This window comes from Clostridium algidicarnis, from assembly GCF_000703125.1.
GTDB classification, from domain to species: domain Bacteria; phylum Bacillota; class Clostridia; order Clostridiales; family Clostridiaceae; genus Clostridium_L; species Clostridium_L algidicarnis.
Genome location: NZ_JNLN01000001.1, coordinates 784,912 through 808,238 on the forward strand (window position 1 = coordinate 784,912; position 23,327 = coordinate 808,238).

Here is a 23,327-nt window from a genome sequence, read left to right on the forward strand (position 1 = left end):
TATATTTATTCAGCTCTTCTATATTTATGTATCTTTTAAACTTTCTTTATATCTTTGCAATATATCTATAACTTCCTTTGACCCTTTACATATATTAACATCGTTTTTTATATCTGTACAGTTCTTTAATCCTTTAATATATAGCGCTATATGCTTTCTCATTTCTCTTACTGCTTTTTCCTCTTTATCATATTCTAGTGACTTTTCATAATGTTGTATACATAAATCAACCTTCTCTAAAGGGGTTGGATTTATAACATCTTTTCCATTTAGCATGTCTTTTATCTCATTAAATATCCATGGGTTCCCAAGTGCTCCTCTAGCTACCATAACCCCATCACATCTGGATAGTTCTATAAGTTCTCTAGCATTATTTGCCGAGAAGACATCTCCATTTCCTATTACAGGAATAGATAATGCGCTTTTAACCTCTTTTATGATATTCCAATCTGCTTTACCTTGATACATCTGCTCTCTAGTTCTACCATGAACTGTTATGGCTTTTGCTCCTGCTTCTTCTAATCCTTTAGCAAAGTCAACCGCTGTAGATTCACCTTTTGTAAATCCTTTTCTTATCTTTACAGTTACAGGTTTTTTAGATGCTTTAGACACTTCTCTAACAATATCAAAAGCAAGTTTCGGATTTTTCATTAGTGCAGATCCTTCTCCATTTTTAATTATCTTAAGAGCAGGGCACCCCATATTTATATCAATTATATCTATACCCTCTCTCTCACTTAACTTTTCTGCTATATTGGCCATTATATAAGGATCATTACCAAATATCTGTACCGCCAGTGGCTTTTCATTTTCTGAAACCATTAATAGTCTTTGTGTGTTTTCATTTCCATAGTACAGCGCTTTAGCACTAACCATCTCAGTATAAGTAAGACCACACCCCATACTTTTACAAATAGATCTAAAAGCTACATCTGTAAATCCAGCCATGGGTGCTAATAGAACAGAATTTTCAATATATATATCACCTATATTCATAAGACTACTCCTCATTCTTTTTGTATATTATATTAAGTCCTTTTAATGTAAGTAGATGATCTATTTTATCTATACATTTTGCTTCTTCAGAAATAAGGGTTGCAAGTCCACCTGTTGCAATTACAAAAGGTTCATCTTCCCCTAAATCCATCATTTCTTTCTTCATTTTAGACACAACATACTTAACCTGACCTACATACCCATATATTACTCCAGCTTGCATACTAGTTATTGTATTTTTCCCAATAATTGAGTTTGGTTTTACAAGTTCTATTCTAGGAAGCTTTGCAGCTCTTTCAAATAAAGCCTCTGAAGAAATTTTTATGCCAGGACAAATAGTTCCACCTAAATAATCTCCATTTTTATTTACTGCACAAAAAGTAGTTGCGGTTCCAAAGTCTATAATAATGATGGCCCTTTTGTATTCATAATGTGCTGCCACAGCATTTACGATTCTGTCTGCCCCTACCTCTTTAGGATTATCATACTTAATATTTATTCCAGTTTTTATCCCTGGTCCTACAATAATAGGTTCCAGTTTAAAATACTTTCTTATAAGGTGTTCTAATGAATACATTATATTAGGAACTACAGATGATATTATAACCCCTTTTATTTGTTTATATTCTAAATCGCTGTACAAAAACAATTGTAATATTTCTATTCCATATTCGTCTGATGTCTTTTTTGTATCTGTGGACAGTCTCCAATCCGCGATAAGATTGTCTTTATCAAAAACTCCAAGTACTATATTAGTATTTCCTACATCTATAAGTAATACCACTATAATCACCACCCTATTAAATATTATAAAAAAGCAGCCAAAAAGCTGCCTTTATCTTTTCTTTATACCGCTTATCTTATTAAGCGCTAAAAATTATATGATCTTAATAACTTTTAACTATAGTTTAACAATATAATTCTAACAACTAAATATAATTTGTCAAGCTATTTATCGTAACCTTTTAAGCTTTTAATAAATATATATGAAAATAAGAAGGCTATCTTTAAAATTCATTTAAAGATAGTCTTCTTATTTATATTAATCTTACTAAAACAATCCGAGTATTTCTCCACTTTCAGTTATATCCATGTTTTCTGCTGCTGGTACCTTTGGTAGACCTGGCATAGTCATTATATCTCCGGTTAAGGCAACTATAAATCCTGCACCATTTGAAACTTTAACTTCCTTTACTGTAACCTCAAAGCCTTCTGGTCTTCCCAAAAGCTGAGGATTGTCAGATAATGAATATTGAGTTTTAGCTACACATATAGGTTTTTTATCAAGTCCAAACTTTTCTAGTTCTTGGATTTGTTTTTCTGCTTGGATTTCATAAATAACTCCCTTAGCACCATATATAGTTGTTGCTATTTTATTCAACTTTTCCTTTATACTTAAATCACTGTCATATAATACACTGAACTTGCTCTCTTCATTTTCTATTGTATCTATTACAATTTTAGCAAGTTCCATTCCACCTTCTCCGCCCTTAGCCCATACTTCTGTTAAAGCTACTTTTACGCCTATATTATTGCAATAATCTTCTATAAACTGTAATTCTTCATCTGAATCTGTTACAAATCTATTTATCGCAACAACTGGTACGACTCCAAAAGCTTTGATATTTTCTATTTGCTTCTCTAAGTTTTTTATTCCTTTTGCTACAGCATCTACATTACTTTTGCCTAAATCTTCTTTCTTTACTCCACCATGATGTTTTATAGCTCTTACTGTTGCTACTATAACAACACAATCTGGTTTTAAATCTCCAAATCTGCACTTTATATCAAAGAACTTTTCTGCTCCAAGATCTGCACCAAATCCAGCTTCAGTTACTACATAATCTCCGAGTTTTAATGCTGTTTTAGTTGCCATTATACTATTGCATCCATGTGCTATATTAGCAAAAGGTCCTCCATGAATTATTGCAGGAGTATTTTCTAGTGTTTGAACTAGATTAGGTTTTATAGCGTCCTTCATTAAAAGAGCCATTGCGCCTTGAATCTTTAAGTCTTTGCAATAAATAGGATTTCCTTTTAAATTATAAGCTACCAATATATCTCCCATACGCTCCTTAAGATCCATAAGACTATTTGAAAGACATAATATAGCCATAATTTCCGAAGCTACAGTTATCATAAATCCATCTTCTCTTGAAAATCCATTTGGTTTACCGCCAAGACCTACTACCGTCTTTCTTAATGCTCTGTCATTCATATCCATAACCCTTTTAAAGACTATTCTTCTTGAATCAATCTCTAGTGCATTCCCTTGATGAATATGATTATCTATAGCTGCTGCTAATAAGTTGTTTGTTGTAGTTATGGCATGCATATCTCCAGTGAAATGAAGATTTATATCTTCCATAGGTACTACTTGTGCATACCCGCCACCAGCAGCACCACCCTTAACACCAAAAACTGGTCCTAGAGATGGTTCTCTAAGTGCAATTACTGCATTTTTATCCATTTTACATAACGCTTGACCAAGTCCTACCGTAACAGTTGATTTACCTTCACCTGCTGGTGTTGGATTTATAGCTGTTACTAATATTAACTTTCCATCTTCTTTATCTTTGTTTTTTTCTAGAATGTCTAATGAAAGTTTGCATTTATATTTACCATAAAAATCTACATCATCTTCTAGTATCCCCAACTTTTTAGATATATCTTTTATTGGAATCATTTTTGCCTCTTGTGCTATTTGAATATCAGTTTTCATATCATCTTCATGTCGATTAAATTATCGACATTACCTCCCTCCATATATTTATTTAAATACACAAATTAATTAATGGTTTGTATATTATATTTTATTACACTATTAGTATTAACTTATATTTTAGCTAAAATCCTTTTTGGTAACTATATATCTATGATTACTTCCTTCACCTGTTTTACTTTTACCCTCAAAAGCTTCTGCCTTTAACTTAAATATATTATATCATATTTTCCTATATATACTATACAATTTATTATATATTTGAATAATAGACAATATTTCATCAAGCGGAAATTTTTGCATTGTTCTGAATGTTATTTCATAGTTAAAATACATTGCACATTCCTATAAGAACCAATTGCAATTTGGCATTTTTGCAATTTAGCTTTATGCATTCTAGGGTAACCTTTTAACCCCAATTAATAATTTTAGAATAAAAAAAAGGTTATCCTAATAGGATAACCTTTTTTAATTTATGCATTTTGAAATAGTTGTTCAAATTCATCTGCTTCTAGCTTTTCTTTTACTAAAAGTTCTTGTGCTACAGCATGAAGCTTATTTAAATTATCTTTTAATAAAGTTTGTGCCTCATCATAAGCTCTATCTATAAGCCCCTTTATCTCTCTATCTATTTTAGCTCCTATTTCTTCACTAAAATTTCTTCCGCGCCCTAAATCTCTTCCTAAAAATACTTCATCGTGATCTGCTCCGAAAGCTATTGGACCCATTGCTTCACTCATTCCATATTCCATAACCATTTTTCTTGCAATAGTGCTAGCCCTATCTATGTCATTTTTTGCACCTGTGCTTATATCTCCTATAATAAGTTGTTCAGCTACTCTCCCACCTAAAAGTCCAACCATTTCATCTTTTAATCTAGACTTTGAGATATATGCTCTATCTTCTTCTGGTAAGTGCATAGTGTATCCTCCAGCCATTCCTCTTGGAACTATGCTTATTTGATGCACTGGATCTGAATTAGGTAGAAGCTTCATTACTACTGCATGACCCGCTTCATGGTAAGCTGTAAGCTTTCTATCACCTTCGCTTATAACCCTACTCTTTTTCTCTGGTCCTGCTATAACCCTTGTTATTGCTTCTTCCATTTCTTCCATTTCAATAAATTTCTTATCTTTTCTAACTGTTAATAAGGCCGCTTCATTAGTTAAATTCTCTAAATCTGCTCCTGTAAATCCTGGAGTTCTTTTAGCTAAAACTTTTAAATTGATATTTTCTGATAGACGTTTGTTTTTTGTATGGATTTGAAGGATTTCTTCTCTTCCCTTTACATCTGGTGCTCCAACCATTATTTGTCTATCAAACCTTCCTGGTCTAAGAAGCGCAGGATCTAATATATCTGGTCTATTAGTTGCAGCTATCATTATGATGCCTTCATTAGCACCAAAACCATCCATTTCAACTAAAAGTTGATTTAATGTTTGTTCTCTTTCATCATGTCCACCACCAAGTCCAGCACCTCTTTGTCTACCCACTGCATCAATTTCATCTATGAATATAATACATGGAGCATTTTTCTTTGCCTGTTCAAATAGGTCTCTAACTCTAGATGCCCCTACTCCTACAAACATTTCAACAAAGTCAGATCCTGATATACTAAAGAACGGAACTCCTGATTCCCCAGCTATTGCTCTTGCAAGAAGCGTCTTTCCAGTACCTGGAGGTCCAATTAAAAGAACTCCTTTAGGGATTCTTGCACCTAATTCCAAATATCTTTTAGGTTGCTTTAAGAAGTCTACTATTTCTTCTAATTCTTCTTTTTCTTCGTCAGCACCAGCCACATCATTAAATGTAACCTTCTTTTTATCTGGTGTAGCCATTTTAGCCTTACTCTTTCCAAAGTTCATGACTCCTCGGTTTCCACCACCACCACCTTGGGATTGTTGCATAAATATAAACCACACTGCAAAAAACATTACTCCCATAAGTAAAAGTGTAGGTATCATTTGAACCCATACCGATGTATTTCTAGGAGCCTCATAAGTCTCCTTTATTTCTCCTGTATTAGGATAGCTAGTCATAAATTGATATAATCTTTGTGCAGGCACTACAGTTATAAAGGCCTTACCATCACTAAGAGTACCTTCTACTAACATTTTATCTTCTCTAACTTTTATATTTGTTATGTTATTATTTTTCCATTCTTGTTGAAATTCATTAAATGCTATTGTATTTGTACCTTTACCTGTTTGAGACCATGTTAAAGCCGCAATTATTGCGAATATAAATACTATAGTCCAGGCCGTTGCGCTTGAAAATTTCTTCATTATAGGCCCCCCTCTCTTTTTCGTTATTATAAGATTTTAACATACTAAATTTTTCATTACAATAAGTGCTAACATTAATTATTTATAAATAGATTCTTTTAATATACCAATGTAAGGAAGATTCCTATATCTTTCAGCAAAGTCTAATCCATAACCTACTAAGAAATAATCTGGAACATCAAATCCTAGGTACTTTACACCTATATTAGCCTTTCGCCTGTCTTTTTTATTTAATAGGCATGCTATTTCTATACTCTTTGGATTTCTACCTTTTAGGTATTTAATTAGATACTCTAGGGTTATCCCTGAATCAATTATATCTTCAATGATAATTACATGTTTATTTTCTATAGACTCATCTAAGTCTTTCAATATTCTAACCACTCCAGAGCTTTCACTTGCATTTCCATAACTAGAAACCGCCATAAAATCCATGCTACAATATATAGAAATTTCTTTCATAAGGTCTGACATAAAAACTACAGATCCTTTAAGTACTCCAATAAGTACTAATTCCTTTCCCTTATAATCTTCACTAATTTGACTTCCAATTTCTTTTACCTTTTTTTCCAGTTCTTCCTCAGTTAGAAGAATCTTTTCAATATCGTTTTTCATTAGTAACTTTCCCCTCTTTCAATAGTTATGCTTAAAATATTTTTAGTTTTATGTTCTACCTTAAAAAGTTCACTGACCTTATACCCTTCTATCCAAGCTATATGTTTATCAAAACATATAAGTACAATGCTATCTCTTTGTTCTCTAGGTATCTTTTCATCAATAAATATATCTTTCAATTTTCTACTTCCTGACATGCCATAAGGAATAAATTTATCACCATCTTTTCTATATCTAACATTTATATCTCCTTTGATTTTATCTGCATCAAAGTACTTACAATTAGATTTGCCCTTTAAGTTTAAATTACTAATATTATCATCACTTAACAATTTTATAAATAAGGACATTTGAAATTCAGGTATATTAATCTTAACACCAATTTTTAAATCTTCTTTAGTATAATCCTTTAAATTAATTATTGAACTTAGGTTTTCATTTTTTATGACCTTTTTATAATTCTTTTTTATAAATATATCTCCGTATACATTAGATACCGTGATATCATGTGGAAGATTTACTGTCTTTCCTGTTCCTTGATTGCTTAAAGATACTATACTAGAAATATGTATCATTTCGATATTATTCAATGTACCTTCTAATTTTTCTATAGAGTACCTTATTATTCTAGTAACAATTGAATCGTGTTCTTTAAAAGCCTCTTTATGAATTATTATATCGCTTTTAGAATTTATTTCTACATATTTCATGAACTTTTCATACGATATCTTTTCCAAATAATCATTATCTCTTACCATAAGTTCTGAAAACCTGTTTAATGTGTTTATTATGTCTTTATTAAAATTTTCTTTTATATAAGGTATAAGTTCTAATCTAACTTTATTTCTCGCATATATAGGCTCATTATTAGTTTTGTCTATTCTTGGACATAGCTTATTTATCTCACAGTAATCTTCAATCTCTTTCCGTGAGAGTATTAATATAGGTCTTATATATGTATTATCTCTTACAGGCTTTATTCCTGCAAGTCCTTCTATGCCAGTTCCTCGCATAATTCTCATAAGAATAGTTTCAGCTCTATCATTAGAATTATGAGCCACTGCTACTTTATTTATATTCAGGTCTTTCTTTAGGCTTTCAAAAAAGTCATACCTTACATCTCTACCTGCCATTTCACTAGATATTCCTCTTTTTTTAGATATAGCATTAATATCTGCAAGTTTTACATAACAAGGAATATTAAGTGAGGAACAAATTTCTTTTACATATCTCTCATCTTTATCAGACGCCTCCCCCCTTAGTTTATGATTTATATGTGCTGCATAGAGGGTTATTCCTAGATCATCTTTCAAACTATAAAGTATATGTAATAAGGTTATAGAGTCTGGTCCTCCAGATAGAGCCACTAAAACTTTATCGTCTTTTTGTATCATTGAATACTTTTCTATGTATTCTAAAATCCTTTTTTTCATTAATCCACTTCCTAATTCCTATAATAACATATTATATCATACTTATATAAATAGTTTATTACAATAAAAATAGAACTCAATACTTTAATTAAAGAGGCTAATCCTATATATATTACTACAATATCATATTGCATGTATAATTTAAATACAGAATTATAACCTCTTAAAATTTAGAGTCCCTATACTACATTTTTATTAATATAAGTTATAGACCTTAGATACTATAGCAGTCATATCATCTTTAATCTTACCTCCAGATAATTCTTTCACCTTTTCTATTATATCTTCTGCCAATTCCTTTGGGGTATTTTTATTGCTTTTAACAAGATATTCTGCTAACCATTCAATACTTCCACCCTCACAACAGTCTAAAACACCATCACTTACAGTAACAACTATATCTCCATTTTTCACCTTTTTGTCTATTATATCAATATCCACCTTATCTAACACTCCAATAGGTAGGGTTTTAGATTTTATAATATCTATTTTTTCCGCCCTTTTAATAAAGCTAGCTACTGCGCCTACTTTCATAAAGGTTATCTTGCCGCTATATAAGTCTATAGAATTTAAATCTAATGTAGAAAACTTTTCGTCCTCAGAAAATTTAAATCCCATTATAGAATTCACCGTGTTAATAGCCGTAATTTTGTCAAATCCAGCATTTGTAAACTTTTCTATAAGCTCTATTGCCGCTCTACTTTCTTCACTAGCTTGGGGCCCAGAACCCATTCCATCACTTATTATAGTCATGTATGTGCCATCTTTAATCTTTCCAAAACTATAACTATCACCATTTAATACTTCACCATCTTTACATCTTCTAGAAATAGCTGTAGCAACATGATATTTAGGTGTTTCTTCAAAAGTGACAGTGCAATTATTACTTTCTGGATTTATAACACAACCCTCATCAAAAATACACATAGGTCTTCCCACCGCTTCGTTTATAACAGGCAATATCTCCTTAACACATTTTTGACCTCCACCACAAGAGGCTAGAGTAATTTTAACCTTTAACCTGGCATTTCTATCATCATAACATAATATATCATTTATCTTTATATTAAATTTATTAAGATATCTTCTTATATGTCTTTCAATCTCATTATTAATGCAAACTTCCGAACTAAAATCTTTAACTATTTCTCCTATGGATTTGGCCATATTATGAATTTGAGAAGCTAATAATATTCTTCCCTCTCCTAATCTACTTTTCCACATTTCATTTATGACGTATGAATTTAATAATTCTTCAGAATTTTTTATAAGTGAAGTTCTTTTGACACATTTTCTATCTATCTCTTCCGGTATTCTCGGAATACCCTCCTGATAATTTTGTATAAGCTCACTAAAAGCTATATAGGTACAATGCATCTCTCTTTTCCAGCATATAGATTTCATATCACAATTACTACAGACCCTATCTGCTAAATTCTCTACAAGGGCACTACTCTTGGTTTTCATCTGCAATTTATCATTATCTACTAAATTATTCAGAGTACTTGACATATTTAATAATACATCAGAAAAGCTATCAAGTTTCTCCGTAAATACTTCCTTTAATTTATACATATAGCTTTCATTGATAATGTCTTGCTTCTTTTCCCATCCAAGTTCTACAGATATCTTATCGTAAACTTTATTTGGAATTGACATAAAAATCAAAACACTTAAAACTCCTTCTATAAGTTTAAAATCTGTACTTAACCCTAAATATACTTTAAGCAGTGTAAATACTGTTATATACGACAATGCGGTGAACCACTTTCCTGTTTCTTTAAATATTCCCATGATAAACCCACATATTGAATATACTACAACGTAATTAACCATGTTATCCGACGTTATTCCCATAATTATTCCTATAGATACACCTGTGGCTGCACCAGTAGAGCTTCCATTTACATAAGCCATTATACATACAAATACGAGACCTATAATATTTCTAATATCTATGTTAAAAATCTTAATCCCCCATGTACCTGAAATTGTTAAGGATAGCAATATAGCCATACTTATTATTTCTTCATTTGTAAAAAGATGCTTACTTTTAAAATCCTTTGAACAGGTTAATGCGTAATCTATAATTATATAAATAGGAATTATACATCCTATCTGAAAGATCGAAGTGAGTATATTTATACCAAGTGTATATCCACTTATTATCATTCTAAAAAATATAGATTCTAATAGCATGATTACAGTTAAATATGTTATTCTTTTTCTTCTGTTTATTTTTGTTGTTAAATGTGCAAAAAGTATAGAGCTACCTATAATTATTATATAAAGAGCTATATCTTCAATTTTATTATATAGGGTAACATATCCTATGAGAGCTCCTGTGCCAACTGCAATATCGAGTTTATCCTTCTTTTCATTAACAACCGCCATTATAAAAGCTATCCCAAAAGGAGCTGTACTATTAATTAGCATTACCCTACTTATAGATATAGCCGCCAAAAAATATAGAATTATTTTAATCACTGATACATATTCTTCTCTTTTTTCTTCTTTAGCACTTTCTTTTAGTCTTTTATAAGTTACAACCTCCGCACCATATTGCATAGTATATTTCCCCCTTTAATTCTTTGAGTTCTTTTCTTCTTAATCTAATGTAAGTAACCTTTATCTTAATTAGATTATAACAAGAGCTGGAGGAAATAAATGTCATAAGCTGTATGAAACTTTTTTATTATTAGGACATAAAATGCTCTCATCTTTTCTTAAATTCAAAAAATACACATTATTTAATATGGTATCCTATTAAAATTATATTTTATTTGTCATGTATTAAAAAAAATCCTATTAATATGTGGATAACTTTTGGTTATAAAAAGATATCCACATATTATTTCTCTTACATTAACAAATTATTTACTTCAAGTAAGAATTATAACATTAAAGTTTAAATATCTATTTAATTTATTTTTAGACCCAAATAAAAAGTATTCGCTAAGATTAATCTTAACGAATACTTTTTAATACTAGATAAACTTTTATCTATATTTAATTTTGGTTGCGGAGGTAGGATTTGAACCCACGACCTTCGGGTTATGAGCCCGACGAGCTGCCAGCTGCTCCACTCCGCGATATTATTATTTAATTAAATATATAAGTAAATTGGTGCTGAAGACCGGAATCGAACCGGTACGGTGTTTAACCACCGCAGGATTTTAAGTCCTGTGCGTCTGCCAGTTCCGCCACTCCAGCACTTTTGGTAGCGGAAATAGGACTTGAACCTACGACCCTTCGGGTATGAACCGAATGCTCTAGCCAGCTGAGCTATTCCGCCATATTTACTTTTTTGGTTGCGGAGGTAGGACTTGAACCCACGACCTTCGGGTTATGAGCCCGACGAGCTGCCAACTGCTCCACTCCGCGATATTATTATTTAATTAAATATGTAAGTAAATTGGTGCTGAAGACCGGAATCGAACCGGTACGGTGTTTAACCACCGCAGGATTTTAAGTCCTGTGCGTCTGCCAGTTCCGCCACTCCAGCACTTTTGGTAGCGGAAATAGGACTTGAACCTACGACCCTTCGGGTATGAACCGAATGCTCTAGCCAGCTGAGCTATTCCGCCATATTTACTTTTTTGGTTGCGGAGGTAGGACTTGAACCCACGACCTTCGGGTTATGAGCCCGACGAGCTGCCAACTGCTCCACTCCGCGATATTATTATTTAATCAAATATATAAGTACATTGGTGCTGAAGACCGGAATCGAACCGGTACGGTGTTTAACCACCGCAGGATTTTAAGTCCTGTGCGTCTGCCAGTTCCGCCACTCCAGCGTTTTATGTTTTTTCTTGGCGACATACATTATTATATATGATGTTATATCTATTGTCAACAACTTTTTTCTATATGCCTTTTATATATTATTTTTGTATATTAAAAGTCCATTAACATGTTACAACGTAAGCCTTTCAAAGCTATCAGTTTTATTAATAATCTTTCTAATTTTTAATTTTTAATAAAATCAAATAGCCTTTTAAAATAAAAATAACCCCCTATATTAAAAATCTAGGAGGTTACTACTTATCATATTAAGTTACATTTTCTTATTATATCCTCTTGATCTATTATCTTGATGTTTTTTAACATCTTGTAATCTTTCTTCACTATCCTTTAAAAATCTTGTCATTATATCTTCAAAGTTACCTGAAGCTGCCTTACCTTTTTCTGATTCCCAATCAATTTCAACTGGTTTATTAGATCTTTGCTTTACAATAGCTTGTTTGATGGAAAGACTAATTTTGCCATTATCATCTATAGAAATAACTTTTACTTTTACTTTATCTTGTTCTTTAAGATATTCTCTTATATCCTTAACAAAATTATCTGCTACTTCAGAAATATGAACTAAACCTGTTTTTCCTTCAACTTCAACAAAAGCCCCAAAATTAGTAATGTTAACCACTGTACCTTCTAAAATGTTTCCTGCCATTAAGGTCATATTAAAAAGACTCCTCCTTAAAAATAATTAATATATTATATTATATAAAATAATAAACCTAAACTCAAGTGAGTTACTCTGACTTACTGTCTATTACAGGAGTCTCTCCGTCCTTTACATATCCCAATCTTTCTCTTACTTGTTTTTCCTTGTAAAGTCCAGTGTTTGATAACTCAAATTCATCTTTTAACTTTTGATTTTTTTCTTTTACTAATTCTAGCTCCTTTTCTTGCTTATATATATCTCTTTTAATTTTACCCATAGTTAGTTGTTGGGTTATTACTGTATATAAGCTAAAAATCAATAATAAAATTATTATTACGCTTTTAAGGGTAATTTTCTTGCTTTTCATAGTTCTTTTCCCCTTTAAGATAATAGTATGGTTTATCTATATCTCTATTTTAAATATAAAACCTATTTTATTCAAGTGTTTTCATAGTTATTTTTTACTTTTGTTATAAAATATTAATTTTAGTGGGTAAAATACGTGATTAAAGCCTACTCTAAACACTTTTGCTATAAATCTATATATAGCATATTGTAATTTTAAAATATATTCACTTAAAAGTTTAAGGTATATATATATCCCTAGAGCTATGTATAGGTAAACATAGGGTACAATAAGAGCATAATTGGTATAAAGCAAAAAAACAAATACAATAATTGATGCTAAAATCCAAAATAAAAGATCTTGGAAAACTGCTAATACTTTATTTTTATTGTGTCCTCTTATAATTCTATAAAAGTCAAATAAAATACCTGTTATAATACCTGATAATATGCTAAATAGTATAGTTTTAAGTTGAAATAATAAAGGTATTATCATGTTTCTCTCCACCTATTTAAATAATCTTTTTATTATGCCATCTGTATTAACTCTTTTTGCTTCTAGAGTGCTATATACAAATGAATCTATAGTTCCACCGACTATTACCTCTCCATTTTGAACATCCAACTTGTTCATTTTTAAATTCTTACCTCTTATGTTTAATACTCCTATAGATGTGTTCAATGAAATAGTTTCTTCATTAAAATTAAATACTTCTATAACTCCTGTAAGGAATAATCTTTTCCTATTATCTAAAGTTAAATTACTTTTTTTATCTTCACCTTTGGTGTCTTTTTTATTTTCCATAAGAAAACAACCTCCTACTATATTTCTCTACAATATATGTGAAAGGTTGTATATATATGCTATTCATTTTTGCCACCTCTTTTAGGATATACCGATTTATAAACTAATCATCCTTTAAGAGGCTAAAACTCCTGCATCAATAATTATATAATACAACTATGAATGTTTCTCTAATCCGATTATAAAAGTTTTCTAATCCTCTACATCCTCTTCACCCTCTATTATTTCATACATAAGTCTAGCATCTTCTTTTTTAACATGTTCTGAAAGTTTTAGTACTTCTGCCTTTAAGGAGTTGTTTGCAAATTTAATTTCTATTATATCTCCCTCTTTTATGTCTGTACTTGCTTTAGCTACTTTTGAATTAATGGTAACTCTACCACTTTCACAAATTTCTTTTGCGACTGTTCTTCTTTTTATTATTCTAGATACTTTTAAATATTTGTCTAATCTCATTTTAATTCCTCCTACAAAAATAACCCGAGATAAACCCGGGTTAAATAGTTTTAAAGTTATTTATTAACTCTTTCCTTGAACTCCTTACCAGCTTTAAATACTGGAGCAGTTGTTGCAGGAATCTTTATAGTTTCTTTAGTTCTTGGGTTTCTTCCTTCTCTTTCAGCTCTTTGTCTTGTTTCGAAAGTTCCAAAGCCAACTAATTGAACCTTTTCACCTTTTTCTAAAGACTCTTCTACGCTTTCTATAAAAGCTTTTAATGCTACTTCTGCATCTTTTTTAGTTAATTTACTTTTTTCAGCCATGCTTGAGATTAATTCTGATTTATTCACTTTTGTTTCCTCCTTTAAATTAGAGTTAGTTTAAACCTAGACAATATATTGAATAAGTTTGTATGTATAAGTTTTATAAATTTATTATACATTATCATATTATATAATTAATTGCAATACAAGTCTACATCTACATTACAAGTATTTTATTTTTTTATTTATAACGTGCTATTTAATAACGCAAAATTGCTTTTATAAATCTTATTATTCTACATTTATATGAATATTCCTTCTAAACTGCTCTTTTTTGTTATATGCTTTTAGATAAATTCCATAATTGATCCATTTCTTCCAGTGACATCTGTTCTAATTTTATCTCTTTACTTTTAGCTGTGTCTTCCATAAATTTAAATCTTTTTATGAATTTATTTATAGTTTTATTAAGGGCAAGTTCTGAATCTATGCCTAGCATCCTAGCTACATTAACGCAAGAAAATATTAAATCTCCCATTTCTTCTTCTATTATTGCCTCATTTGAGCCTTTATATACTTCTTTTAACTCATAAAGTTCTTCTATTATCTTATCCATAGCCCCGTCTACAACATCAAAGTCAAATCCTACCTTTTTAGCCTTAGATTGTACTTTTTCTGCTCTTATTAAAGAAGGTAAAGATTTTGCTATATGTTCCATAGCATCTACCACAGTGCTATATCCCTTTTCTATGCTTTTTATTTCTTCCCATTTTACCATAACCTCTATTGAATTATCAACTTTTGTATCTCCAAACACATGAGGATGTCTATCTATCATCTTCTTGCTTATAGAATTTATGATGTCATTAATGTTAAAATAACCTTCTTCTTTCCCTATAACAGCGTGAAACACTACCTGTAGTAGTACATCACCTAATTCTTCTATTATTTTTTCATCATCTTTTTCCTCTATAGCCTCTATAACCTCATAGCTCTCTTCTACTAGATATCTTTTTAGACTTTCATGTGTTTGCTCTCTATCCCAAGGGCAACCTTCTTCTGACCGTAATTTCTCCATTATATCTAATAGTTCGCTTAACCCTTTATTTTCTTTACCTCCTTTAGGTATGTATAACGATGTGAGATAATCTATATCCGCTTGCCTGTCTAATGTATATAAAGGTATTTTCCTTATGCTTTCCTCTCCCTTAACACCAGCTGCCCGAACAAAGTATATTTCTTTATCATAATGGTAGTAATCTAGCAATGTAATTTTCACCTCTGATGATATTAACTGATCATATACCTGGGTTATTATTAATCCTGCATTATTATCTAAATTTTGATTTCCAACATCAAAAGCATCTATTATTTTAAGTCCATTTATAGGATCTATCTTTAGTCTTTCTATAATAACATCAATAAAACTTACTGCTGGGACAATTTCTACAGCTATCCCTTGGTTTTCGCATAAATCTATTAAAATATTTACAGTCCGCTCTGCTACTAAAGGATGCCCTGGTACTGCATATATAACCTCATCCACTATATTATGTCTTTTTATTAAATCCTCAGCTATAAACTGATATACTTTGTCAAAACTATCAAACTTATCATAAGCAAAATCATAGGTATGAACTTTTATATCCATACTTTTAATATAGTCTACTGTGGGATGTTTTTCTGTTCTTAGATATATATCTTTTCCTGACTTAAGCTCATTTAAAGTGCCTAATGTTAGTGCTTCAGGTGAGCCAGGTCCTAGACCTAATATTTTAATCATTTGTTTCTCCCCTATCTCCTTAAAAATCTATCTTTTATATAGTTATATTTAAATACTCCAAAAGCAATCACTAAAATTATATATATAATAATACCTAGAAGTATGGATACAATGCAAGCTATACCATTGCTACCAGTATAAATAATAGCTTTATTATAACTTATAATCACCGCTATTATCATTATAACAGATGCATAAGATGGTTTTATAGTCGTATTATAATAATCTATGCTTATATTTAGCTTTTTTCTTACATCCTTCATATTGAGATAGGCTGCTAGTGTATATGCAACTATGGTTCCTATAACAGCACCATAAATATTGAAAAGTGGCAAAGGAACCATAAATAAAGTTATTATTACCTTGAACACGCACCCTACGAAAAGGTTTATGATAGGTTTGAAATAATGTCCTGTCCCCTGTAGGATGGCGGTACTTATTTGAGCTAATGCTGTAGCTGGTATGGATAAGGCTAAGTACTTTAGTATATTATATCCTTCCCCGTAATTCGGAAATATAAGTGTCATTATAGGCTTTGCTAAAAACATGAGTCCTAACATAGATGGAATTGCAATTACAGATGATATCTTAATTGCAACCTCCACCTTATTTATAATGTCATTTTTTCTTCTTAATATATACGCCTCTGCAATAATTGGAATTATTGCAGAACACAACGCAACACAAAGTGTTAAAGGAACATTTACTAACACATTAGCTTTCCCTGTTAACTGACCATAAAGTATTGTGGCCTCTTTAGATGTGAGTCCAGCTTCTAGCAACTTTTTAGGCACTAAAATAGAATCTATAAGTCCCATTATAGTTGCAACTGTAGCACCAAGTGATAGCGGGATTGAAATTCTAAGTAAGCTTTCTAGAACCTTTTCATCCTTTTTTAATTTAAATAGCCTTATTGGCATTTTTATTCTTATATACTTTATTGTTAAATAAATGCCTCCAAAAAGCCCTCCTGCCGATGCCCCAATAGCAGCTCCTCCCGCCGCATATTCTACTCCATAAGGTAATAACAAAACAGCAAGTCCAACTCCTACTATCACTCTACCTAGCTGCTCAATAATTTGCGATACAGCTGTTGGTTTCATATTTTGTAGTCCTTGGAAAAAACCTCTAAGTACACTCATTATAGCTATAAATGAAGGTGCTATAGATATTGCAATAAGGGAATAATATGACTTTTCGCTCCACTGTAAATAACTTATTATATGTTTAGAAAATATAAGAAGCAAAGCAGTGCTACCAAATCCCATAAAAATCATCAATATGAAAGATTCTTTAAGAACCTTCATTATGCCTTCTTTGTCACCTAAAGCATTTTTTTCAGAAACTAATTTAGATATAGCTATTGGCACTCCCGAGGCTAAGGCTATAAAAAAGGTATAAAGAGGATAGGACATTTGATAATATCCTATTCCTTCATCCCCTATTAACATTATAAGAGGCCATCTAAAAAATAATCCTAAAAACTTAGATACAATTCCTGCAAGTCCAAGTATTATAGTACCCTTAATAAGTGAGTGTTTTTTCATGTGATACCTCCAAATCTTAGAAATAGTTTACTAATTATCTCTATTTTAAGATTTGAAGTATTATTACTAAAACTTATTTATTAATTTCACTCTTATTAAAAACAATAATATGTTGAATATGTTATTGTTTTTATGTCAATAATTTTAATGCTGTGGTAAATAATTATAGGAGTTATATTAAATTTAATTACTGCTCCATTTGTTTACCCAAGAAGGAAGATGCAGTTTCAGCGATTTTAATTTCTAATTCACCCAATTTTTGTTGTTCCTCTTTGGAAAGAATAATAACTGCTCCTATTGCATCTCCTTCTGCTAATACTGGAGATATAACCTGTGCATAATACTTTTCTGAAGGCTCCTCTTCATTATAAACCGCAATCAAATCATCTTTTTCTTTTGACAATAATATAGTTCTTCTTTCTTCCATAACCTTCTCTAACTCTCCGCTAATTTTCTTTTCCATATAATCTTTTTTAGGGGTTCCACTAACTGATATAAACTCATCTCTATCACATATCAATATTATATTACCTATTGATTGTTGCAAAGAATCTGCATATTCTTTAGAAAAGTCACCTAGTTCTCCTATAGGAGAATATTTTTTTAATATAACTCCACCTTCTCTGTCCGTAAATATCTCTAAAGGATCACCTTCTCTAATCCTTAATGTCCTTCTTATCTCTTTAGGTATAACCACTCTTCCAAGATCATCTATACGTCTAACTATTCCAGTAGCTTTCATTTATTTTCCTCCTCACTTGTTTATTACTATTAATTTATTGCATTATTATTATCTATCAACATATGTAATTTTATACACTATTGTAGATTTTTATTTCGATATGGCTAATTTAACAAAAGTAATGGCCAAATCTAACTTCATCGGCAAAAAAGTAAAAGCTATAAAAAGGTGTCATAACCTTCTTATAGCTTTTATCTTTATCTTATTTATATATTTATATTCTCTTCATATCTTTTAACTTTAAGTTCCTTTTCCCAATCCTTCAATGTATTGTCAAAGGTTTCTTTTTGTTTTGTCTTTAATACTTCTTCAGTAATTTGTTGTTTAACTACCTCAAACCCTACCACCTCAGGCGTATCCTTAACTCCTGAAACCTTAATTATATGATATCCAAATTGAGATTGTACAGGATCTGATACTTCTCCTTCTTTAAGATCTTTAAATCCTTTTACAAAGTCTGGGTCATACCCTTCAGTATCATATTCTATAAAAGGTAGTTGTCCACCAGAATCTTTGGTTCCATCAGTTCCATATTCTTTAGCAAGTGCAGCAAAGTCTTCGCCTGCATCTATTTTCGATTTTATTAGTTTTGCAGTTTCCTCATCTTTTACTAATATATGAGATGCATTAGCTCCTGGCTTTTGTGTGTATAACTTTTCTTTATTTTCTTCATAATATGCTTTTGAATCTTCTTCACTTACTACAACATCTTTTACTATATATTCATGCATTTTAGTCATTGTGGTGTCTTCCTTTATAAATTCTTTCAGCTCTTCTAAAGTAAGACCTTGAGCTTTCATAGCCTCTTCGAACTTTGCATCATCATTTCCAAACATAGTTTTCATATCAACTAATCTTTTTTCAACTTCCGCATCCATTTCTTCTGTTGTTGGTAAAATCTTAAGTTCATCGCCTTTTTTTGTAAATACTTCAAGAGCAACTAATTGATCTACCATTTGAGCTCTAAGATTATTTACTCCTTCCACAGCCTCTGGATTACTTTTATAATCCTCTCCAAATTGTTGAATTATCATTTGATCATAAGGAAGCATTTTCTTATCTAAATCACCTTTAGTAATCTTTTTGTTTCCTACCTTTGCTACTGGGCTTTTAGCCATAGCTTCCGGTGTCTTTTCTATCATATTACATCCCGCTGCTGTTAATGTAACTACAGTTATAATAGCCATAGTTATCATCTTCTTTATATTCTTCACTATTATTCCTCCGCTCTCTTTTTAATCTTGTGCATATTTCTGATTCTATCAGTAATTCAATGTAAATTCAATTAATATTTAGATATGTTTTAAAAATAAATAATGTTCCATTTTTCTATTTCTTGTCTGTAATTTCTGCCTTTTGAGATATATCTTTCTTTATGCTTACCATGTATTCTAAAAGACTTTTAAATTCTTCTAGCATATCTTCACGTTTAACCATTGAAAGTTTATATGAAAATGCTGGTTTTTCTCCAAATTTAAATATAATTTTTTTGTTATACTTACTCATTAAACCTTTTATTAACTCTTCATTTAAATTTTCTTTTTTATCAAACTGATATATAACCTCTTCATCCTTTTCTTTTATATCTTCTATCTTTAAAATCTTTCCAAGACTTCTTATATATGAAATGTTTATAAGGTTATTTACTGGCTGTACTATATCTGAAAATCTATCTTCTAATTCTTCCATTATGTCATAAACATCATCTTTATTATCAATAGAAGCTATTTTTTTATATATTCCTATTTTTTGCATCTCATTTTCTATATAATTATTAGGTATATATGCATCTACTTTTAAATCTATGGTTGTCTCTACAGGCTCTTTATCTATTTCATCTTTAATAAAACTTATTGTTTCCTCTAACATTCTACAGTAAAGATCATACCCTATAGCTGCCATATGTCCATGTTGAGAAGATCCCATCATGTTCCCAGCTCCTCTTATCTCTAAATCTCTCATTGCAATTTTAAATCCTGATCCAAGAGCTGTAAACTCCTTTAAAGCTTTCAATCTTTTTTCTGCGACTTCTGTTAATATTTTATCTTTTTTATAAGTAAAGTAAGAATATGCTATCCTATTACTTCTTCCTACCCGACCTCTTAATTGATAGAGCTGGGAAAGACCCATTTTATCTGAATCATAAACAATCATTGTGTTTACATTTTGAATATCCATGCCTGTTTCTATTATAGTGGTACATATAATCATATCTATTTCACCACTCATAAAGCCTATCATTACCTTTTCTAACTCTCTTTCGGTCATTTGTCCATGAGCTACTGCCATTTTAACTTCAGGAAGCAGTTTTTGTAGGTACCCAGCCATATTTTTAATGTCCTCTACCCTGTTGTAAACAAAATAAACTTGGCCCTTTCTATTTACTTCACGTAATACAGCATCTCTTATAAGCTGTTCATTATACTCTACTACGTAAGTTTGAATAGGGTAGCGCTCTTGTGGAGGTGTTTCTATGACGCTTATGTCTCTTACCCCTGTAAGCGACATATGAAGTGTTCTAGGTATAGGTGTAGCACTTAATGTTAGTACATCTATATTTTTTTTCATCTTTTTCATCTTTTCCTTGTGAGTTACTCCAAATCTTTGTTCTTCATCAACTACAAGAAGGCCTAGGTCTTTAAATTCAACATCTTTTGATATTAACCTATGAGTTCCTATTAATAAATCTACATTACCTTGTTTCAATGCTGCTAATGTAGCCTTCTGCTCAGCTGAGGATCTAAATCTACTTACCATATCAATATTGATTGGGAAATCGGAAAATCTCTTTACCATATTTTTAAAATGTTGATCTGCAAGAATGGTAGTTGGAACTAAAAAGGCTACTTGCTTTCCATCCATGATTGCTTTAAATGCCGCTCTCATAGCAACTTCTGTCTTTCCATAACCTACATCTCCGCACAAAAGTCTATCCATTGGCTTTCCAGATTCCATATCCCGTTTTATTTCTTGCAAAGAAGTAAGTTGATCCGGGGTTTCTTCATATTCAAATTCTTCTTCAAATTGCTTTTGCCAAACTGTATCTTTTGAATATTTATATCCTTTTAATTTAGATCTTTCGGCATATAACTTAACCAAATCTTGTGCTATTTCATTTATGGAGGTTCTTACCTTATTCTTAGCCTTAGTCCATTCAGTTCCTCCAAGCTTGCTTACTCTTGGAGCCTTTCCCTCGCTGCCTATATATTTTTGAACCATATCTAGTTGTTCTACGGGAACATATAACTTATCTTCTTTATCATAACTTATATCTAAATAATCCTTTATATGCCCTTGAACTTCTATTTGTTTTATTCCTTTATATACACCTATTCCATGATTTACATGAACAACATAATCGCCTAAATTTAATTCGGAAAAGCTTTTTAGTTTTCCTACTCCCTTTTTATTAGGGGCTTTTTTCTTTGTTTTTCGCTTAGCTTCACCAAAAACTTCTCTATCCGAAATTAAACATACCTTAAGCTCCGGATACTCAAATCCTTTAATTTGATTACCAAAGGTAACAACAACTTCACCATATTCAATCTTTGACACTATATCTTTATATGAACTTTCAATACCCTTATCTCTCAAAGCCTCTACTAATCTTTCTCCCCTAGGCCTTGTTCCTGAGAGTATTACAATCTTATATCCCTTACTCTTTTTATCTTTTATATCTCCAATCAATAAGTCTAATTTACCACCATAACTTGTTAAAGTTATCTCTGAAAAACTTTCTACTGTTCTTGGTTTTAGATAATTGTTAGATTTTACAATAGAATTTAATGTTAATGTTTCTTTTGACCCTAACTGATCAATTATATTTTCTTTAGATATCAAAAGGCTTCCTTGTCTTGGAAGTATATCTCCTCTTTCTAAGAAGGATTTATAATTTTCTTCAAACTCATAGTATATACTTTCTAATTTTCCAATAGATCTTTGAATATCATCTATTATAATTATTCCATCCTCCATAAAATCAAAAAAACTAGATGGCTTATTAAAAAAATATGGCAAGTAACTATCAATGGTTTCAAAGTTCCAACTTTCCTTTAAAGATTCTAAATTAGAATTAACCATACCTTTTAACTTATTAACCATTTCCTTATGCTCTTTTCCTTTATGGTTACTTATAAAATTTTCAAGGTCTTCTTTTATTAAATTATATCCTTTTTGGATTTCATCACTATTTAATATCATTTCTTTGGCTGGAAATATCTCTATTTCATCAACCTTTTCTATACTTCTTTGTGATTCTACATTAAAGCTTCTTATTGAATCAATTTCATCTCCGAAAAGCTCTATCCTAAAAGGAGTAGAGCTTATGGGTGGATAAATATCTAATATCCCTCCTCTTACAGAAAATTGTCCTTTTCCATCTATAAGTTGCATTCTTTCATATCCTGATTGAATTAGCTTCTCTGTTAATTGTTTTGTATTTAATACATCTCCCACTTTGTATTTTAAATTGTATTTTTTATATAATTCTACAGGAGTGTACTTTGATGATAAAGCTTCTACAGAGGTAACAATTACCTTCTTATTGTCACTTATCATCTCTTTTATAACCTTTAACCTTTCCCATCTAAGGTCTCCTGATACTGCATCTATATTGTAGAAAACAACCTCCTTTGTAGGAAAGTAATATATTTCTGGAATATACAAAGATAAATCTTCATACATATTTTTAGCCTCTAAATCGCTATGACTTATTATAAAAAAGTTCTTTTTCTTTTCCTCTTCATATATAGCATCGATTATATAAGCCTTTGATGACTCAGATATTCCATATAAAGATATAGGATATCTTTTTTCCTCCATACTTTTCTTTATATTTAAAAATTCTTTGCTTTGCCTTAAAGGCTCTAATAAACCATTAAATCTCATACTTAATAACACCCCTTAA

The 23,327-nt window shown here is 30.8% G+C and carries 17 protein-coding genes, 8 tRNA genes and 1 pseudogene; all 26 read right to left on the bottom strand.

From position 1 onward, the window contains the following. Nucleotides 1-24: 24 nt before the first annotated feature. On the bottom strand, nucleotides 25-996 hold the full coding sequence (gene dusB / locus BV55_RS0103950) for a tRNA dihydrouridine synthase DusB (protein ID WP_029451477.1): 972 nt from the start codon (nucleotides 994-996) through the stop codon (nucleotides 25-27). Nucleotides 997-1,000: 4 nt separating this feature from the next. Then, nucleotides 1,001-1,780, bottom strand: a complete 780-nt coding sequence (locus tag BV55_RS0103955) for a type III pantothenate kinase (RefSeq protein ID WP_029451478.1) — start codon at nucleotides 1,778-1,780, stop codon at nucleotides 1,001-1,003. A gap of 267 nt (nucleotides 1,781-2,047) precedes the next feature. After that, complete coding sequence (locus BV55_RS0103960) at nucleotides 2,048-3,718, bottom strand: formate--tetrahydrofolate ligase (protein WP_029451479.1); 1,671 nt, start codon at nucleotides 3,716-3,718, stop codon at nucleotides 2,048-2,050. Nucleotides 3,719-4,191: 473 nt separating this feature from the next. Then, complete coding sequence (ftsH, locus tag BV55_RS0103965; protein WP_029451480.1) at nucleotides 4,192-6,003, bottom strand: ATP-dependent zinc metalloprotease FtsH; 1,812 nt, start codon at nucleotides 6,001-6,003, stop codon at nucleotides 4,192-4,194. Nucleotides 6,004-6,081: 78 nt separating this feature from the next. Then, the gene (hpt, locus tag BV55_RS0103970) at nucleotides 6,082-6,618 is read right to left on the bottom strand and encodes a hypoxanthine phosphoribosyltransferase (protein WP_029451481.1); all 537 of its coding nucleotides are present in this window, start codon (nucleotides 6,616-6,618) and stop codon (nucleotides 6,082-6,084) included. Continuing rightward, entirely contained in the window at nucleotides 6,618-8,051 is a 1,434-nt protein-coding gene (gene tilS, locus BV55_RS0103975; RefSeq protein ID WP_029451482.1) for a tRNA lysidine(34) synthetase TilS, read from the bottom strand. Before tilS ends, hpt begins: the two co-directional genes overlap by 1 nt. 195 nt (nucleotides 8,052-8,246) lie before the next feature. Then, nucleotides 8,247-10,619, bottom strand: a complete 2,373-nt coding sequence (gene spoIIE / locus BV55_RS0103980) for a stage II sporulation protein E (protein WP_029451483.1) — start codon at nucleotides 10,617-10,619, stop codon at nucleotides 8,247-8,249. Between the two features lie 448 nt (nucleotides 10,620-11,067). Further along, nucleotides 11,068-11,143 (bottom strand) — tRNA-Met (locus BV55_RS0103985). A gap of 32 nt (nucleotides 11,144-11,175) precedes the next feature. Beyond that, nucleotides 11,176-11,264: transfer RNA gene (locus BV55_RS0103990), tRNA-Leu, on the bottom strand. Nucleotides 11,265-11,269: 5 nt separating this feature from the next. Continuing rightward, a tRNA-Met gene (locus BV55_RS0103995) sits at nucleotides 11,270-11,346 on the bottom strand. 13 nt (nucleotides 11,347-11,359) lie between these two features. Further along, a tRNA-Met gene (locus BV55_RS0104000) sits at nucleotides 11,360-11,435 on the bottom strand. A gap of 32 nt (nucleotides 11,436-11,467) precedes the next feature. Further along, nucleotides 11,468-11,556 (bottom strand) — tRNA-Leu (locus BV55_RS0104005). A gap of 5 nt (nucleotides 11,557-11,561) precedes the next feature. Continuing rightward, nucleotides 11,562-11,638 (bottom strand) — tRNA-Met (locus tag BV55_RS0104010). Between the two features lie 13 nt (nucleotides 11,639-11,651). Next, a tRNA-Met gene (locus tag BV55_RS0104015) sits at nucleotides 11,652-11,727 on the bottom strand. 32 nt (nucleotides 11,728-11,759) lie between these two features. Continuing rightward, nucleotides 11,760-11,848: transfer RNA gene (locus BV55_RS0104020), tRNA-Leu, on the bottom strand. A 260-nt stretch (nucleotides 11,849-12,108) separates the two neighbouring features. Next, nucleotides 12,109-12,513: a S1 domain-containing RNA-binding protein gene (locus BV55_RS0104025; RefSeq protein WP_029451484.1), complete on the bottom strand. Its 405-nt coding sequence runs from the start codon at nucleotides 12,511-12,513 to the stop codon at nucleotides 12,109-12,111. Nucleotides 12,514-12,586: 73 nt separating this feature from the next. Then, nucleotides 12,587-12,865, bottom strand: coding sequence for an FtsB family cell division protein (locus BV55_RS0104030; protein WP_029451486.1), 279 nt, complete (start codon nucleotides 12,863-12,865; stop codon nucleotides 12,587-12,589). 87 nt (nucleotides 12,866-12,952) lie between these two features. Further along, nucleotides 12,953-13,339 carry a spore cortex biosynthesis protein YabQ gene (gene yabQ / locus BV55_RS0104035; protein WP_029451487.1) on the bottom strand — a complete coding sequence of 129 codons (387 nt, stop codon included), beginning with the start codon at nucleotides 13,337-13,339 and terminating at the stop codon, nucleotides 12,953-12,955. A gap of 12 nt (nucleotides 13,340-13,351) precedes the next feature. Beyond that, on the bottom strand, nucleotides 13,352-13,648 hold the full coding sequence (yabP, locus tag BV55_RS0104040) for a sporulation protein YabP (RefSeq protein ID WP_029451489.1): 297 nt from the start codon (nucleotides 13,646-13,648) through the stop codon (nucleotides 13,352-13,354). 192 nt (nucleotides 13,649-13,840) lie between these two features. Beyond that, on the bottom strand, nucleotides 13,841-14,104 hold the full coding sequence (locus BV55_RS0104045) for an RNA-binding S4 domain-containing protein (protein WP_029451490.1): 264 nt from the start codon (nucleotides 14,102-14,104) through the stop codon (nucleotides 13,841-13,843). A 56-nt stretch (nucleotides 14,105-14,160) separates the two neighbouring features. After that, a pseudogene (locus BV55_RS0104050) lies at nucleotides 14,161-14,439 on the bottom strand (HU family DNA-binding protein); the annotation flags it as partial. Nucleotides 14,440-14,686: 247 nt separating this feature from the next. Further along, complete coding sequence (gene yabN, locus BV55_RS0104055) at nucleotides 14,687-16,132, bottom strand: bifunctional methyltransferase/pyrophosphohydrolase YabN (RefSeq protein ID WP_029451492.1); 1,446 nt, start codon at nucleotides 16,130-16,132, stop codon at nucleotides 14,687-14,689. 11 nt (nucleotides 16,133-16,143) lie between these two features. Then, nucleotides 16,144-17,679 (bottom strand): putative polysaccharide biosynthesis protein, encoded by a 1,536-nt coding sequence (locus tag BV55_RS0104060; RefSeq protein ID WP_029451493.1) that lies wholly within the window; start codon nucleotides 17,677-17,679, stop codon nucleotides 16,144-16,146. Between the two features lie 187 nt (nucleotides 17,680-17,866). After that, nucleotides 17,867-18,421 (bottom strand): stage V sporulation protein T, encoded by a 555-nt coding sequence (gene spoVT / locus BV55_RS0104065; RefSeq protein ID WP_029451494.1) that lies wholly within the window; start codon nucleotides 18,419-18,421, stop codon nucleotides 17,867-17,869. Between the two features lie 206 nt (nucleotides 18,422-18,627). Next, nucleotides 18,628-19,635, bottom strand: a complete 1,008-nt coding sequence (locus BV55_RS0104070; protein WP_029451495.1) for a peptidylprolyl isomerase — start codon at nucleotides 19,633-19,635, stop codon at nucleotides 18,628-18,630. A 115-nt stretch (nucleotides 19,636-19,750) separates the two neighbouring features. Beyond that, nucleotides 19,751-23,308: a transcription-repair coupling factor gene (gene mfd, locus BV55_RS0104075; RefSeq protein ID WP_029451497.1), complete on the bottom strand. Its 3,558-nt coding sequence runs from the start codon at nucleotides 23,306-23,308 to the stop codon at nucleotides 19,751-19,753. Between the last annotated feature and the right edge of the window lie 19 nt (nucleotides 23,309-23,327).